Origin of the sequence: Roseateles microcysteis, from assembly GCF_036880965.1 — a bacterium.
Classification (GTDB): Bacteria; Pseudomonadota; Gammaproteobacteria; order Burkholderiales; family Burkholderiaceae_C; genus JAUASW01.
The window spans coordinates 160,087-174,986 of record NZ_JBAJMV010000005.1 but is presented as its reverse complement, the minus strand read 5'-3'; the positions used below and the strand labels follow the sequence as shown (position 1 = coordinate 174,986).

At 67.0% G+C, this 14,900-nt stretch carries 12 protein-coding genes; 10 read left to right on the top strand and 2 right to left on the bottom strand.

All coding sequences use genetic code 11. The features are described from left to right. Nucleotides 1–9: 9 nt before the first annotated feature. Complete coding sequence (locus V3596_RS15140) at nt 10–153, bottom strand: hypothetical protein (protein WP_334278612.1); 144 nt, start codon at nt 151–153, stop codon at nt 10–12. Nucleotides 154–252: 99 nt separating this feature from the next. On the opposite strand from V3596_RS15140, the gene ybiB reads away from it, so the two are divergent. The 10 genes from ybiB to V3596_RS15090 all read left to right on the top strand — a co-directional run bounded on the left by ybiB (nt 253) and on the right by V3596_RS15090 (nt 9,668). Continuing rightward, entirely contained in the window at nt 253–1,173 is a 921-nt protein-coding gene (gene ybiB / locus V3596_RS15135) for a DNA-binding protein YbiB (RefSeq protein ID WP_334278611.1), read from the top strand. 120 nt (nt 1,174–1,293) lie between these two features. Next, entirely contained in the window at nt 1,294–2,061 is a 768-nt protein-coding gene (locus V3596_RS15130; RefSeq protein WP_334278610.1) for a sulfite exporter TauE/SafE family protein, read from the top strand. 18 nt (nt 2,062–2,079) lie between these two features. After that, entirely contained in the window at nt 2,080–3,780 is a 1,701-nt protein-coding gene (locus tag V3596_RS15125) for a nitrite/sulfite reductase (protein WP_334278609.1), read from the top strand. A gap of 18 nt (nt 3,781–3,798) precedes the next feature. After that, nucleotides 3,799–4,287 (top strand): DUF934 domain-containing protein, encoded by a 489-nt coding sequence (locus V3596_RS15120; protein WP_334278608.1) that lies wholly within the window; start codon nt 3,799–3,801, stop codon nt 4,285–4,287. Beyond that, nucleotides 4,284–5,081, top strand: a complete 798-nt coding sequence (locus V3596_RS15115; protein ID WP_334278607.1) for a phosphoadenylyl-sulfate reductase — start codon at nt 4,284–4,286, stop codon at nt 5,079–5,081. The genes V3596_RS15120 and V3596_RS15115 overlap by 4 nt, the downstream gene beginning before the upstream one ends. After that, complete coding sequence (gene cysD / locus V3596_RS15110; protein ID WP_334278606.1) at nt 5,078–6,037, top strand: sulfate adenylyltransferase subunit CysD; 960 nt, start codon at nt 5,078–5,080, stop codon at nt 6,035–6,037. Before V3596_RS15115 ends, cysD begins: the two co-directional genes overlap by 4 nt. Next, the gene (locus tag V3596_RS15105; RefSeq protein WP_334278605.1) at nt 6,037–7,335 is read left to right on the top strand and encodes a sulfate adenylyltransferase subunit 1; all 1,299 of its coding nucleotides are present in this window, start codon (nt 6,037–6,039) and stop codon (nt 7,333–7,335) included. The genes cysD and V3596_RS15105 overlap by 1 nt, the downstream gene beginning before the upstream one ends. Before the next feature lie 5 nt (nt 7,336–7,340). Next, nucleotides 7,341–8,114, top strand: coding sequence for a uroporphyrinogen-III C-methyltransferase (cobA, locus tag V3596_RS15100; protein WP_334278604.1), 774 nt, complete (start codon nt 7,341–7,343; stop codon nt 8,112–8,114). Between the two features lie 65 nt (nt 8,115–8,179). Next, entirely contained in the window at nt 8,180–8,503 is a 324-nt protein-coding gene (gene fdxA / locus V3596_RS15095) for a ferredoxin FdxA (RefSeq protein ID WP_282826253.1), read from the top strand. A gap of 52 nt (nt 8,504–8,555) precedes the next feature. After that, nucleotides 8,556–9,668: an NAD(P)/FAD-dependent oxidoreductase gene (locus V3596_RS15090; protein WP_334278603.1), complete on the top strand. Its 1,113-nt coding sequence runs from the start codon at nt 8,556–8,558 to the stop codon at nt 9,666–9,668. A 48-nt stretch (nt 9,669–9,716) separates the two neighbouring features. Here V3596_RS15090 and V3596_RS15085 read toward each other — a convergent pair whose 3' ends face one another. After that, on the bottom strand, nt 9,717–14,657 hold the full coding sequence (locus V3596_RS15085) for a C39 family peptidase (RefSeq protein ID WP_334278602.1): 4,941 nt from the start codon (nt 14,655–14,657) through the stop codon (nt 9,717–9,719). Nucleotides 14,658–14,900: the final 243 nt, after the last annotated feature.

The following is a 14,900-nucleotide window of genomic DNA, read 5'->3' as shown; positions in this document are numbered from 1 at the left end:
GCCGCCTGCTTACTTGTCCTTCTTCTTGCCGCGCTCGATCACCGCGGTCACGACGGTGGGCATCACGGCGCCGGGCGACGGCGCCTTGCCGGGCGAGCTGTCCTTCTTCGGCTTCTTGGTTTCCTTGTTGCTCTTTTGCTGACCCTTGGCCATGGCGTCCCTCCGGTGTTTGCAGTGCCGATTGCACCGGGGGAGAGTCTAGGGCCGGTCGCACCCGGTTTTCATCAGGTTTGCGACATCTACACTGGCCCGATGCTGTACCCCGCCCTCATCAAGGAAATCGGCCGCGGCGCGCGCGGCGCCCGCGACATGACGGCCGAGCAGGCCGAACACCTGTTCGGCGCCATTCTGGATGGCCAGGTGCCCGACCTGGAGCTCGGCGCCATCCTGCTGAGCCTGCGCATCAAGGGCGAATGCGCCGAAGAACTGCTGGCCTTCGAGCGGGCGATGCAGGCGCGCACCTCGCAGGTCCTGGTACCCAACGGCCCGCGCTGCGTGCTCCTGCCCAGCTTCAATGGCGCGCGCAAGCAAGCCAACCTGATGCCACTGGTGGCGCTGCTGCTGGCCCGCGAGGGCGTGCCGGTGCTGATTCATGGCCGCCATGACTTCGACAGCCGGCAAAGCCCGTTTGACCTGCTCGCCGCGCTGGGCCTGCCGCTGGCTGCTGACGTGGCTGCCGCCAGCGAGCGCCTGTCCAGCCATCGCATCGCCGCCCTTCCCTTGTCCGCCTTGAATCCGGGGCTGGACAAGCTCATGGCCCTGCGCCCGCGCCTGGGCGTTCGCAACAGCGGCCACAGCGTGGCCAAGCTGCTGGACGCCGCACCTGGGCGCAGCGTGCGGGTCGTGGCCGTCACGCATCCCGAGTATCTGGACAGCCTCGGCCAGGCCCTGCCGGTGCTGACCGCTGCCGGTGGCCGCGCCTTGCTGATGAGGGCCAGCGAGGGCGAAGCCTATGCCCACCTGCGCCGCCGCGCCCATCTGATCGGCTTTGCCGACGGACAGGCCCAGGAGCTGCACCCTGCCGACACCACCGACATCGATTGGCCGCTCTCGCCGGATTGCGAAGCGAGCGCCAACGCAATGCTGATTCAGGCGATGCTGGACGGCCGCCAGGCTATCCCCCCGCGCATCGCCGAGCAGGTCCAGGCCCTGGCTCAGCTTGCCCGCTTCTGATGCTTATTCTTGATCTGAATATAACAACAACGATTTTTTAGTTTGCTTATATATAAAGCGTCGATAAAGTCCGCCGCCTAGGGTTGCCACGGGGGCAGCCCAGCCCCAACGGGAGCGGCTTTGGACTGGATTGCGGTTGTCAGCGGATTTGGCGTCGGCGCCATCGTCGGTATCACCGGCGTGGGCGGCGGTTCGCTGATGACGCCCCTGCTGCTGTCGGTGTTCCGGCTCAGCCCAGCCGTGGCCATCGGCACCGACCTGTGGTTTGCCGCGCTGACCAAGGTCTCCGGCTCGGTGGCCCATGCCCGCCATGGCCATGTGCGCTGGGACATCACGGGCCGCCTGCTGGCCGGATCCATCCCCGCCTCGCTCGCCACCGTCGCCCTGATGCACCTGAGCGGCGTCACCAAGGGCTGGGCCGCGGCACTCACTTTCTCCCTGGGCATCGCCCTCTTGCTGACGGCGCTCGTGGTCGCCTTCAAGAAGAGCTGGCAGGCCCTGGGGCTGAAGCTCGAGCAGTACATTCCCGATTCCCGCAAACCGGCGCTGACCATCGCCGCCGGTGCCATCCTCGGCGTGCTGGTGTCGCTCTCTTCCATCGGCGCCGGCGCGATTGGCGCGACGCTGATCCTCCTGATCTATCCGCGCCTCGAGGCACGCTACATCGTGGGCAGCGACATCGCCCACGCAGTGCCGCTGACGCTGGTGGCCGGCATCGGCCATGCCACGCTGGGCCATGTGAACTGGACGCTGCTCGTGCCGCTGCTGATCGGCTCGGTACCCGGCATCTGGCTTGGCGCCCAGCTCACCCGCCGCCTGCCCGACGGGGCCGTCCGCGCCCTGCTCTGCGCCTCGCTCCTGATGGCCGGCTGGAAAGTCATTCACTGATTCTTGAGTTCGCTGACCATGTACGCGTATACCGATTTCGACCGCCAGTTCGTCCGCGCCCGCGCCGCGCAGTTCCGCGACCAGCTGGAGCGCAATATCGCCGGCACGCTCTCCGACGACGAATTCCGCCCGCTGCGCCTGCAGAACGGCTGGTATGTGCAGCGCCATGCACCGATGCTGCGCGTGGCCGTGCCCTATGGCGTGATGTCCAGCCATCAACTGCGCCAGCTGGCCAAGATCGCCCGCGAATACGACCGTGGCTACGGCCACTTCACGACGCGCCAGAACCTGCAATACAACTGGATTCCGCTGGTCAAGTCGGCTGATGTGATGGACCTGCTGGCCGAGGTGGACATGCACGGCATCCAGACCAGCGGCAACTGCATCCGCAACATCACCAGCGACGGCCTGGCCGGCGTGGCAGCAGACGAAATCGTCGACCCGCGCCCCTACGCCGAAGTGCTGCGCCAGTGGAGCACCCTGCACCCTGAGTTCGCCTTCCTGCCGCGCAAGTTCAAGATCGCCATCTCTGGTGCCACTGAAGACCGCGCAGCCATCGCATGGCACGACATCGGCCTGCAACTGAAGAAGAACGAGGCTGGCGAAGTCGGCTTCCAGGTGCTGGTCGGTGGCGGCATGGGCCGCACGCCCATCATTGGCCAGGAGATCCACGCCTTCCTGCCCTGGCAGCAGATCCTCGTCTACATCGAGGCCATCGTGCGCGTCTACAACCGCTACGGCCGCCGCGACAACGCCTACAAGGCCCGCATCAAGATCCTGGTCAAGGCCGAGGGCCAGAAGTTCTTCGACGCGGTGAATGAAGAGTTCCGCCTGATCCTGGCGGACGACGCGGGTGGCCATGAGCACCTGATCCCGCAAGCCGAGCTGGACCGCGTGGCCGCCAGCTTCGTCGTGCCCGCGGGCGTCAAGGCCGTGCCGGCCATTGACATCTTTGCCGGCGCAAGCCCGGCCTACAAGCGTTGGCTGGAGCGCAATGTGCACAACCACCGCGTGAGCGGCTATCGCGGCGTGACGCTGTCGCTCAAGCGCGTGGGCCTGCCGCCCGGCGATGCCACCGATGCGCAGATGGAAGCTGCGGCCGCGCTGTCAGACCAGTTCAGCCAGAGCGAATTGCGTGTCACGCATGACCAGAACCTGCTCCTGCCCTGGGTACGCGAGGCCGATCTCGCGGCCGTTTTTGAAGCGGCCAAGGCCAATGGCTTTGCCACGCCCAACATCGGCCACTTGACCGACATGATTGCCTGCCCCGGCGGCGACTTCTGCGCACTGGCCAATGCCCGCTCCATCCCCATCGCCGGCGAGATCACCGAGCGCTTCCAGGACCTGGACGAGCTCTACGATATCGGCGACATCGACCTGCACATCAGCGGCTGCATCAACAGCTGCGGCCACCACCACAGCGGCCACATCGGCATCCTCGGCGTCGACAAGGACGGCAAGGAGTGGTACCAGGTGTCGCTCGGCGGCTCGGACGGCTCGACGCTGTCGGGCAAGTCGCAGGCCGGCAAGGTGATCGGGCCCTCCTTCGCGGCCGACGAGGTCAGCGAGGTGATCGAGTCCATCGTCGAAACCTACCGCCTGGAACGCGCAGCCGGCGAGCGCTTCATCGACACCGTGCGCCGCATCGGCATCGAGCCCTTCAAGGCGCCGGCCAATGCCCGCCGCACGTCCACCGCACCCGCACACGCGACTGCCTGATTGATTGCCTGAACGATCATGAATTTCATCGACACCCATCAAGACCCCTGGCAGCGCGTGCAAGGCGAAGACGGCCCGAGCCCGCATCCGCCGACCACCTCGCATCGCCTGCTGACGCTGGAGCAATGGCATGCCGTGCGCGAGCACTGGCCTGACGGTCTGGCCACCGCCGTTGAGCTGAGCAATGACTTCGACATCGAAGGCCTGGCGGCTGACCTGCCGCGCCTCTCCGTCATCGTTCTGCAGTTCCCGAAATGGGTGGACGGCCGCGCCTACAGCCAGGCTCGCCTCTTGCGTGCCCGCTACCGTTTTGCTGGCGAGATCCGCGCCACAGGCGAAGTGCTCGTGGACATGCTGCCGCTCTTGCAGCGCTGCGGTTTCGATGCCGTGCAATTGCGCGCTGATCAAAGCCTCGACGCGGCTCGCCGCGCGCTCTCCTTCTTCCCTGCTCACTACCAGGGTGATGTCTTGCAACATCAGCCCGTGTTTGCCAAGGTGGCGGCATGAGCTCGGAGAGCAGCAGCCTGTCGTTCCTGCCCGGCGCCGGCGCCGGCAGCTCGGCCGTGGCCCTCTATGCCCGCGAGACCGCTGGCTTCGAGGCGCGCCTGGCCAAGAGCGTCGAGCTGCTGCGCGAGGCGGTTGCCACCTATGGCGCCGGCCTGATCCAGTCCACCAGCCTGGGTGCGGAAGACATGGTCATTACCGACCTGATCGCCCGCCACGGCCTGGCCGTTGATGTGGCCACGCTGGACACCGGCAAGCTGCACGCGCAAACGCTGGCCTTGCTGCCGCAGATCGAATCGCGGCTGGGCTTGCAGGTTGCTGTCTTCAAGCCGGTTGACGAGCAAGTGATTCACTTCGTTCGCACGAATGGCGAGAAGGCAATGTACGAGAGCCTGGCGCTGCGCAAGGCCTGCTGCGCGGTTCGCAAGCTGGAGCCGCTCTCGCGCATGCTGGCCGGCCGCACGGCCTGGATCACCGGCCTGCGCCGCGAGCAGTCAGCCAACCGCGCCGAAGTGCCCTTCAGCGAGCCAGACGGCCAGGGCCGCACCAAGCTCAATGTGCTGGCCGAGTGGAGCTGGAATGATGTCTGGTTCTACCTCGACAAGTTTGACGTTCCCTACAACCTGCTGCATGACCAGTTCATGCCCAGCATCGGTTGCGAGCCCTGCACAAGGGCGATTGCCGTCGGCGAGGATTTCCGCGCGGGACGGTGGTGGTGGGAGGACGAGAACGCGAAGGAATGCGGCTTGCACAAGGCGCATTCGAATGAAGAATTGAAAACTGGAGCGCACGCATGAACGCGCCTGTGAACTTGGAAAAGCTGTTGCCATCGGTGGACCACCGACATCTGGATCACCTCGAGGAAGAAGCCATCTTTATCCTGCGCGAAGTGGCGGCCTCGTTCGAGCGGCCGGCGCTGCTGTTCTCGGGCGGCAAGGATTCCTGCGTCGTGCTGCGCCTGGCGGAGAAGGCCTTCAAGCAACGCGTGTCTGGTAACGAGTTCAAGGGCCGTCTGCCATTCCCCTTGCTGCACGTGGACACCGGCCACAACTTCCCCGAGGTCATCGCGTTCCGCGACCGCCGTGTTGAAGAGATGGGCGAGCGCCTGGTCGTCGGCCATCTGGAAGATTCCATCGCCCGCGGCACGGTGCGCCTCTCTCACCCGCTGGAGTCGCGCAACGGCCATCAAACGGTCGCTCTCTTGGAATCCATCGAAGAACACCGCTTCGACGTGCTGATCGGCGGCGCCCGGCGTGATGAAGAAAAAGCCCGCGCCAAGGAACGCATCTTCAGCCACCGCGACTCCTTCGGCCAGTGGCAGCCCAAGGAACAGCGCCCGGAGCTGTGGAACCTGTTCAACACCCGCATCCGCCCGGGCGAACACTTCCGCGCCTTCCCGATCTCGAACTGGACCGAGCTCGATGTCTGGCTCTACCTGGCCCGCGAGAACATCCCGCTGCCGTCGCTGTACTACGCCCACGAGCGCTCGGTGATCCGCCGCAAGGGCTTGCTGGTGCCGCTGACCGAGGTGACGCCGCCCGAAGAAGGCGAGACCGTCGAGACGGCAACCGTCCGCTTCCGCACCGTTGGCGACATGACCTGCACCTGCCCGGTGGAGAGCGATGCCGCGACGGCCTCGGAGATCGTCGCCGAGACCCTGACCGTCACCATCAGCGAGCGCGGTGCCACCCGCATGGACGACCGCACCAGCGAGGCCTCGATGGAGCGCCGCAAAAAGGAAGGCTATTTCTGATGAGCGCCGTCTTGAACAATCTGGTCCACGAGCAAGACGTGGACACCCAGCACCGGGCTTTGCGCTTCCTCACGGCCGGCAGCGTGGACGATGGCAAGAGCACCTTGATCGGCCGGCTGCTGTTCGACAGCCGGGCCATCCTGGCTGATCAGCTGGACACGCTGGAGAAGCGCGCCGCCGGTGCGCCGATTGATCTCTCATTGCTGACCGACGGCCTGGAAGCCGAGCGCGAGCAAGGCATCACCATCGATGTCGCTTACCGCTACTTCGCCACCAAGACCCGCAAGTTCATCATTGCCGATGCACCGGGCCATGAGCAGTACACGCGCAACATGGTGACTGCGGCTGCGGGAAGCGATGCAGCGGTCGTGCTGGTGGACATCACCAAGTTGAAGCTCGATGAAGCCGAGATCACGCTCCTGCCGCAGACCCGCCGCCACAGCCTGCTGGCGCACCTGCTGCGGGTGCCGAGCATCGTGTTTGCGATCAACAAGATCGACGCGCTGGAGCATCCGGCCGAGGGCTATGCCAAGGTGGGCACGGCGCTGCGCAAGTTCGCGCAGGACGCGGGCATTGAAGTCACAGCCATCGTGCCGGTCAGCGCACTGCGGGGCGACAACGTCACGCAGCCACTGGATGCGAGCTGGTACCAGGGCCCGTCGCTCTTGCAAGTGCTGGAGAGCCTGCCGACGGTGCAGGAGAAGGTTGAAGGACGACTGGCCATTCCCGTGCAGTACGTGGCGACCAATGGCGATGGCACGGGCCATCAGCCCAGAACCCTGTGGGGCCGCATTGCCCATGGGCAGGTCAAGGCCGGCGACGAGATTCAGGTGCTGCCCAGCGGCCAGAAGGCCATCGTGGCTGAAGTGCGCAAGGCGGGCGAAACCGTCGCACACAGCGTGGCGGGCGAGTCAGCCGGTCTTCTGCTGGACCGCCAGCTGGACGTGAGCCGCGGCGACTGGATCGTCACCCCAGGCAGCGCCGAGCCCAAGCAGGCGTTTGAAGCGACGCTGGCCTGGCTGGACACCGAACCGGCGCAGGTCGGTCGCAAGTACTGGGTGCGCCACGGCAACCGCTGGGTGCAGGCGCGCATCACGGCCATCGAGCACAAGCTGGACATCCACACGCTGGCCGAAGCTCAAGCGCATGAGCTGGCGGTCAACGAGATCGGCCACGTGAAGATCGAGACGCAGCAGCCACTGCCGGTGGAGCCGTACACGGAGAACCGCGTGGGTGGCGCACTGATCGTCGTGGACCCGACAAGCAATCGCACGTCCGGCGCCTTGCTGGTGAGGTGATCAAGATGGCCCAAGGAAAAGTCATCTTCGTGAGCGCCGGCCCCGGCGCCGCCGACCTGATCACCCTGCGCGGTGCCCGCGCCCTGCAGCGCGCCGATGTAGTGCTGTTCGACGCCCTCACCGATCCGGCCCTGCGCGAGTTCGCTCCGAACGCGCTGTGGCTGGACGTGGGCAAGCGCGGCTTCTGCGACTCCACGGCCCAGACCGCGATCAACGCCTTGCTGGTCAAGCAGGCGCAGGTCCATGCCGTCGTCGTGCGCCTCAAGGGCGGTGATGCCAGCATCTTCGGCCGCCTGGAGGAAGAGCTGGTCGCACTGGCCGAAGCCGGCATTGAAAGCGAAGTGGTGCCCGGCGTCACGGCCGCGATCGCCGCTGCCGCCCATACCCAGCGCCCGCTGACGCGCCGCGGCCAAGGCCGCACCGTGGCCCTGAGCACGGCCATGACCAAGGAGGGCGACCTCCAGGCCATGAAGAGCGCCGATACCGAGGTGTTCTACATGGCCGGCCGCCAGTTGGGGCTTCTCGCCCGCAAGCTGCAGCAGGCCGGCTGGCCGGCCGACACGCCGGCCCTGGTGGTCTCCAAGGCGGGCTGCGCCGATGCACTTTCCAGCGATCACCTGGTGGCCGATCTGGCCGCCGCCGCGCTGCTGCACAAGGGCCGCCCGACGGTGGTGACCGTGGGCGCCGGGGCTCGCCATGTGGCGCCAATGCGTAAAAAAGCCGTCAAGTCCCCAGGTCTGGATCTGGCTCAAGCCCAGGTAATTACCCTGAACGATTAAAATCCGCGCTTTGCCCCGGTTGCGACCTGCGCCGAGGGTGGGCCCACAAAAACCGAGCTGCCTCCATGACCCACGTCGTTACCGAAGCCTGCATCCGCTGCAAATACACCGATTGCGTCGATGTCTGCCCCGTTGACTGCTTCCGCGAGGGCCCGAATTTCCTCACGATCGATCCGGACGAATGCATCGACTGCGCCGTCTGCATCCCGGAGTGCCCGGTGAACGCCATCGTCCCTGAAGAGGACGTGCCCGGCAATCAGCAGCACATGATCAAGCTCAATGCCGATCTGGCCAAGAAGTGGCCCAGTATCACCAAGCGCAAACCCGCGCTGCCCGACGCTGACGACTGGAAGGACAAGACGGGCAAGCTGCCCGAATTGATCCGCTGACCGAATCAAAGACTGAACAAGGAAGTCGCGGCCAAGCGCCGCGCACCCTGACATGGAACTTCAAGTGAACGCAGAGATCGCCAAGACCGCCGCCGAACACGGTGGCCCCATCGAGACCGATGCCGTCATCGTTGGCGCGGGCCCCGTGGGCCTGTTCCAGGTGTTCGAGCTGGGCCTGCTGGAGATCAAGGCGCACATCATCGACTCGCTGGCCTACCCCGGCGGCCAGTGCATCGAGCTGTATCCGGACAAGCCGATCTACGACATCCCGGCCGTGCCCATCTGCACCGGCAAGGAACTGACCGACAACCTGCTCAAGCAGATCGAGCCCTTCGGCGCCACCTTCCACCTGGGCCAGGAAGTGACCACGGTGCAGAAGCAGGACGATGGCCGCTTCTATGTCGAGACCAGCAAGGGCACGGCTTTTCTCACCAAGACCATCTTCATCGCCGGTGGCGTGGGCTCGTTCCAGCCGCGCACGCTGAAGGTCGACGGCATCGAGAAGTACACCGACAGCCAACTGCATTACCGCGTGCGCAACCCGGCGCAGTTCGCCGGCAAGAACCTGCTGATCGTCGGCGGCGGCGACTCCGCCCTCGACTGGGCGCTGAACTTCTGCGCCGGCAATGACGACGGCAGCGCCAACAAGGCCGAGAGCGTCATCCTCTTGCACCGCCGCGACGGCTTCCGCGCCGCACCCGCCTCGGTCGCGAAGATGAAGGAACTCTGCGACGCCTACGAGATGCAGTTCCTGGTTGGCCAGGTGACCGACATCGTCGAGGCCGACGACAAGCTCAGCGGCGTCAAGGTCACCGGCGGCGACGGCGTCACGCGCGTTGTGCCCTGCGATGAAGTGCTGGTGTTCTTCGGCCTCTCGCCGAAGCTCGGCCCCATCGCAGAGTGGGGCCTGGCCCTGGAGCGCAAGCAGATCGTCGTCGACACCGAGAAGTTCGAGACCTCGGTGCCCGGCATCTTCGCCGTGGGCGACGTGAACACCTATCCGGGCAAGAAGAAGCTGATCCTCTCAGGCTTCCATGAGTGCGCCCTCGCCGCCTTCGGCGCCGCGCCCTACATCTTCCCGGAGAAGCGCATTCACCTGCAGTACACGACAACCAGCCCCAAGCTGCACAAGGTGCTGGGCGTGGATTCGCCGGTGTTCGACTGAGCGTCAGTCGCAGCAAAGAAGGCCCGCCGCGTGCGGGCCTTTGTTTTTTCAGGTCTGCTCAGCCAGCCAGCGCATCCAAGGCGAGACCGTCAGGTACTGCGTGAGCAGCTGCCGGCGCAGGTCTACATAGATCCGGCGTGACAGCGCCTGGTCCATGCCCGGTGACAGTGCTCGGAAGCTGGCGAGCGCGTCTTCTGTGTCGGGCGCACGCGCAATCTCCGCGAAGCTGCGCAAGGCCTTGATCACCGGCTTCATCCAGTTGTCTGCCGTCCACTCATGGCAGCGGCGCAGGCCTTCACCCAGCTCGTCGAGCCGCCCGGCGCGTGCCGCGACCACGAGCTGCCACAGTCGCAGGTCTTCGTTGTAGGGCGCACGCGGCAGGGCAGCCTGCAACAGCGCCTCAATCTCCTGCAGCCCGCCCAGCATATAGGCCGAAGCACATCGGTTGCTCAGAGCCCAGATCGGCGCCCGAGGCCGCGAGCGCCAGTCATCGGTCCAGCGCAGCACTTCGACATAGCGCTCACGGCACATCAGCACGTAGCTGACCTCGCCCCAGGGCTGGTCATTGCCACGCAGCCGCGTAGCGTGGCGGCGCACGAACCAGCTCGCCGCCATGGGTATCTGCTCACCCACCCAGTGCAAGCCTGCCATCGCGAGGCTGTTGCCCGTGCCGAGGACCATCCGGCGGTGCAACTGGTACAGGGCGCCAAGCACGGTCCAGCGGCTTTGCTGATCCTGCAGCCACTCCAGGCAGATGCCCGCAGGCCCGCCACCCTGGGCCAGCTGCGCCTGCTGCAAGGGCGCTAGCAAGTCTTCCCAGCCAGCCTTGCGCAGAGCAGCGAGCGCTGCCGAGCTTTGTTCAGTGTCGTAATCCTTGCAGGTGCACAAGCGCTCCAGCCAGCTTTGGCCGGCTTCGCGCTGGCCTGCTGCGCAAGCCACATCAATGCCCTGGCGCGCCACCCGCGGCGTGGCCTCCACAGCCCACAGCGACTGCAGGGCCTCGTCTGCCGCATCGAGCTGCCCGGCCTCACGCGCGGCCTGGCCCAGGCAGCGCGCAGCAAAGCCGTACGTCGGATCAATCTGCAAGGCACGTTGCAGCGGCACAATGGCCTCCGCCGGCCGCTTGAGCTTGCTCAACGCATGGCCGACATAAGCATGCGGCACCGGCCGGTGCGGAGCCAGCTCCCGCATCCGCCGTGCCGCCTCAAGATAGCCGGGGCCATCGTCGCGCTCGTCCAGCCAATCGGCCAGCTCGCGCCACAGCTCGAAGTCATGCGGCGCCTCGGTCAGCAACTCGCGCCGGCGCGCAATCGCACGCTCGGCCTCACCGCGCCGCCAGTCGAGCCGCGCAGACCAGGCACGCAGTCCGACCGGCGCCTGCGCCGGCCAGGGCAGTTGCACCAGCAGCGTTGCGATCTCGTCATGCCGCGACAGGCGCGCCAGGCGCTCGAAGCGCGCCAGCCAGGTGGCCTCCAGACGCGGCTCCAGCTGCAAGGCCTGCTCTGCAGCCGCCAGGGCTGTGGCATCGTCCCGGTGCTGCTGGGCCTGCACTGTCCAGGCCCAGGCATCGCCGGGGCGGCTTTGCTGCACCTGCCCGAGCAATGCATCGAAGTCCGCGAGCCGCTCGCCCTGTTCGCAGATGCTGCGCGCCAGGCGCCAGACCCACTCGGCCCGCGGGTCCAGCAGCAGCGAGCGACGCGCCTGCTCCAGCGCGTCGTCTGCCCGCCCCTCGCGCTTCAGCAGCCAAGCCAGCAAGCCGATCAGGTCGTCATCGTTGGGCTCACGCACCAAGGCCTGCCGCAAAACTTGCTCGGCCTCGGCACCTCGATTTCCATGTTCGATCAGCAGGTCCACATGCAGGCGGACCGCCTGGTTCCAGCCCGGCGAGAGTTCCAGCGCACGGGCACTCGCTTCCAGAGCCTGGTCGCGGCGGTCCAGCTGGCGCAGCGCTTCGGCAAGCTCCAGCTGCAACCGGGGCAAGGCATTGAAGCGCTCCGCCGCCTGCGCCAGCAGCTCATGCGCGGCCTCGGCCAGGCCCATCTCGATCAACTGGCGGCCCAGCGCTATCCAGCTCTGCCAGAGCTCGGGGCGCTCGGTCCAGGCGCGCTGCAGCAAGGCCTCCAGCTCGTCCGCCGGCATCGCCTTGCCAGCCACGGCCTGAAAGTTCAGCAGGCCATCTCCGATAGTGACTTGGCGCAGCAGCTCGGCAGCAGCGAAGTCAGCTGCGGCGCGAGCCTGCTGCGGATCGGGCGCGGCATTGATCAGCGTGCGCAGCGAATAGTCGTGGTCGACATCGAGCCGCAAGGCCTGTTGCAGATGAGGAAGGGCGACGGCATAGCCTTCGCGCGCGAGCAACACATAGGCCAGGGTGCTGTGGCTCTCCACGCGCCCCGTTGCCAGGGCGCAAGCCTGCTGTGCGAGCTGCACGGCGTCGTCGTGGCGCCCTTGCCGGCAGGCCTGGATCGCCATCTCGCGGCGCAGCCAGGGATCATCGGGATGCGCCTGCTCAATGCGTGCCAGCTGGGCATTGATGACCACGGCATCATCATCCAGCCACTCGTAAAGCAGGCCCTGCAGTCCGTAGTGCGCCGGGAACTGTGCCGCCTGCTCGCCAAGCCAGGCCTGGGCGGCCGCCCGGCCTTCGCGCCTTGACAGCAGGCGCATGACCAGCCGGTGGTGCGGCAAGCGCAGCGGCTCCAGCGACACGGCCTCGCGGGCATGGGCAAGCGCGTCCTCGAACCGCTCCTCGGCCTCGGCCAGCAACGCATGCGCCCGCTCGAGGCCGGCGCGCTTGCTGGGCTGAACGGCAGCCTCGAGCAGAGCCCGGGCCGCTCCATGTCTTTGCAGGCGCAGATACGCTTCCGCCACCTGCACCTTCAGCTCGGCGTCCTCCGGCCGGCGCAGGAGCGCGGCCTCTAGCACCGCATCGGCCTCGCCCTGGCGCCCCAGCAGCGAAAGCTGATCGGCCAGGCTCAGAGCGGGGCTGCCGGAACGGTCACCCCATTCATCGACCCGCGCGCGCAAAAGGTTCAGGCCCTCCTCGATGCGCCCCTGGATACGGCAGGCGCGCGCGAATGCGATCGCGCTGTCTTCGTCCACTGGCTGCAGCGTGGAGGCCCAGCGGTACAGCGGCAGCGCCGCATCGCGCCGCCCCTGCTGCCAGACCAGGATGGCCCACTGCGTCCACAAGCGCCCTTGTGCCGGGGCGCGACGCAGCGCTCGCCAGACCAGGCCGAGCGCTTCGGGCAGGCGACGGCCATCGTCGACATAGGCCGCAGCCAGCCGTATCAGCACGAGCGGCTCGGGCATCTCGCCCGCTGTGAGCGCCAGCAAGTATTCCTCCGCTGCCCGCTGCCCAAGCACCTGCCCGAGCGAAAACGCCTTGCTCAGCTGCAAGTTCACATCGCCTGGATGCAGGGCCAGCAAGGCCTCGGTGGCAGCAAGGATCGCCACCTCGTTGCCGTCGTACAGCGCCAGGGCTCGCTCGGCGCGCCAGGCCAGGCGGCTGCCGGCATACTGCTGGCGCATTTGCGCCAGCACGGCCTGCGCCGCGCTGCGCTCGTGACGCTCCAGCGCCGCTTGCAGCGCATGCAGCAGGTCCCAGGCATCGGCCTCGGGCAGCTCGATCCCTTCGAGGCGGCCAACCTCCTCGGGCGGCATCATCAGCATGGCACGCGGGCCATCGGCGCCCTTGCCGTCGAGCAGCGCGCTGGCTTCGTACTCGGCATGCAGGGGTTGGGAAGGGTCGCGGATCAGCAGCGTGCCGCGTAGCCGGTCGTAGCCCACCACCGCCTGCAGATGGCCGCCACCCGCATGCATGGTGGCCAATGCGAATGGCACGCCGGCGTCCAGCAGCTTGCAGGCCGTGGGCCAGTCCAGCCTGAATTCGCGCACCAGCCAGCCAGCCCCGAGCGCCCACAGGCGCTCGGACACATCCGGCGTGCCGTCGTAGCAGATTGCCTGAGCGATCTCCAGGTGCTCGGCCTGGCGCCCCCAGAAGCGACTCAGCGACGTCAGCGTCGCCGGCGCACAGGTGGACCAGTGCTGGCGCACAAACTCAAGCGGCAGCAGGCAGCGCTGCTGGCCCGCGGGTGGCTCGGCCAGGCGCTCTGCCATGCGTGAATAAAAGCCCTGCCCCGCCACCAGCGCGGCCTGCTCGCGGGCCTCGGCCCAGCGGCCCAGGGCCATCAGCCGGTCGGTGCGGCGGGCGGCCAGGCGCGACTTGACCTGGCGGTCAGCCAGCGGCAGCAGGCGCTCGGCCTGGGCCAGCAGCTGCAGGGCTTCTTCATCGCGATGCTCGTCCGCCAGCAGCTCTTCCAGCTGCAGGGCGATGGCTGCACATTCAGTTTGCGGCAGCGCCTGTGCCAGCAGCGCCAGCGCCTCGGGCCGGCGCTGCAGCAGCACCAGCAGCCGCGCCTTCTGCTGAATGCCCGACCGGTAGCCGGGCGACAGCTGCAAGGCATGCTCGGCGGCCTGCAAGGCATCGGCATGACGGTCTTGCCGCGTGAGTGAATAGCTCCACTCCATCCACAGCCAGGGATCGCTGCCGTCCAGCGCCAGCGCCTGCTCGTGAAGCTTGCGCGCCTCGGACATGTCGCGCAAGTCTGACAACCACACGCCGCGCAGCGAGAGGTACTGTGCGCGCTCGGAGGCATTGGCCGTGGCCTGGAGCGGCAGGCGCTCGCTCGTGGCGTAATAGGCCGCCGGGCCACGGTTGTACAGGCGCGTGCGAAGCAGGCCTATGCGCGCCTCCGCATGGTCGGGCGCAATGCGCCCAAGGTGCAGGCACAGCGCGTCGCCCTCGCGCTCGGCGCCGAGCTGGCGGATGGCACGCACGGTGCGTATGCCCGCATCGATGGAACCGCCATTACGCAAGGCGTCGAGACGCGCGTGCACCTGCAGGTACTGGCCGCTGTCGAGCCAGGCGTCGATCTGACGCAAGGCTTCATGATCGGCCGCAGCGGCGACCCCTCCCCAGATTTTTTTCATGGCGCGATGCTAGTTGAGCGCAGGCGCAGCGCCGATCAGGGCTGGCCCGCATGCCGTGCAGGCCTCACAGGCACCTCAAGCCCTCTCAAGTCCCTCATGCAACGGGGCCCCGCGACGATCACTTAGAATCGCGCCCGCGCCGCAACGACTCGTTCGCTGCGGCACTTCGCTAGGGGTGCTGGCTCGCTGTTTATCAGCAGGCCGGCTGAGAAAGTCCCTTTGAACCTGATTGCGCCCGCCTCG

Bases quoted from the DNA above. Each gene is read 5' to 3' on its own strand.
- V3596_RS15125 (WP_334278609.1), top strand. From the start codon at position 2,080: ATGTACGCGTATACCGATTTCGACCGCCAGTTCGTCCGCGCCCGCGCC.
- V3596_RS15090 (WP_334278603.1), top strand. From the start codon at position 8,556: ATGGAACTTCAAGTGAACGCAGAGATCGCCAAGACCGCCGCCGAACAC.
- V3596_RS15105 (WP_334278605.1), top strand. From the start codon at position 6,037: ATGAGCGCCGTCTTGAACAATCTGGTCCACGAGCAAGACGTGGACACC.
- V3596_RS15120 (WP_334278608.1), top strand. From the start codon at position 3,799: ATGAATTTCATCGACACCCATCAAGACCCCTGGCAGCGCGTGCAAGGC.
- V3596_RS15140 (WP_334278612.1), bottom strand. From the start codon at position 153: ATGGCCAAGGGTCAGCAAAAGAGCAACAAGGAAACCAAGAAGCCGAAG.
- V3596_RS15085 (WP_334278602.1), bottom strand. From the start codon at position 14,657: ATGAAAAAAATCTGGGGAGGGGTCGCCGCTGCGGCCGATCATGAAGCC.
- fdxA (WP_282826253.1), top strand. From the start codon at position 8,180: ATGACCCACGTCGTTACCGAAGCCTGCATCCGCTGCAAATACACCGAT.
- cobA (WP_334278604.1), top strand. From the start codon at position 7,341: ATGGCCCAAGGAAAAGTCATCTTCGTGAGCGCCGGCCCCGGCGCCGCC.
- cysD (WP_334278606.1), top strand. From the start codon at position 5,078: ATGAACGCGCCTGTGAACTTGGAAAAGCTGTTGCCATCGGTGGACCAC.
- V3596_RS15115 (WP_334278607.1), top strand. From the start codon at position 4,284: ATGAGCTCGGAGAGCAGCAGCCTGTCGTTCCTGCCCGGCGCCGGCGCC.
- ybiB (WP_334278611.1), top strand. From the start codon at position 253: ATGCTGTACCCCGCCCTCATCAAGGAAATCGGCCGCGGCGCGCGCGGC.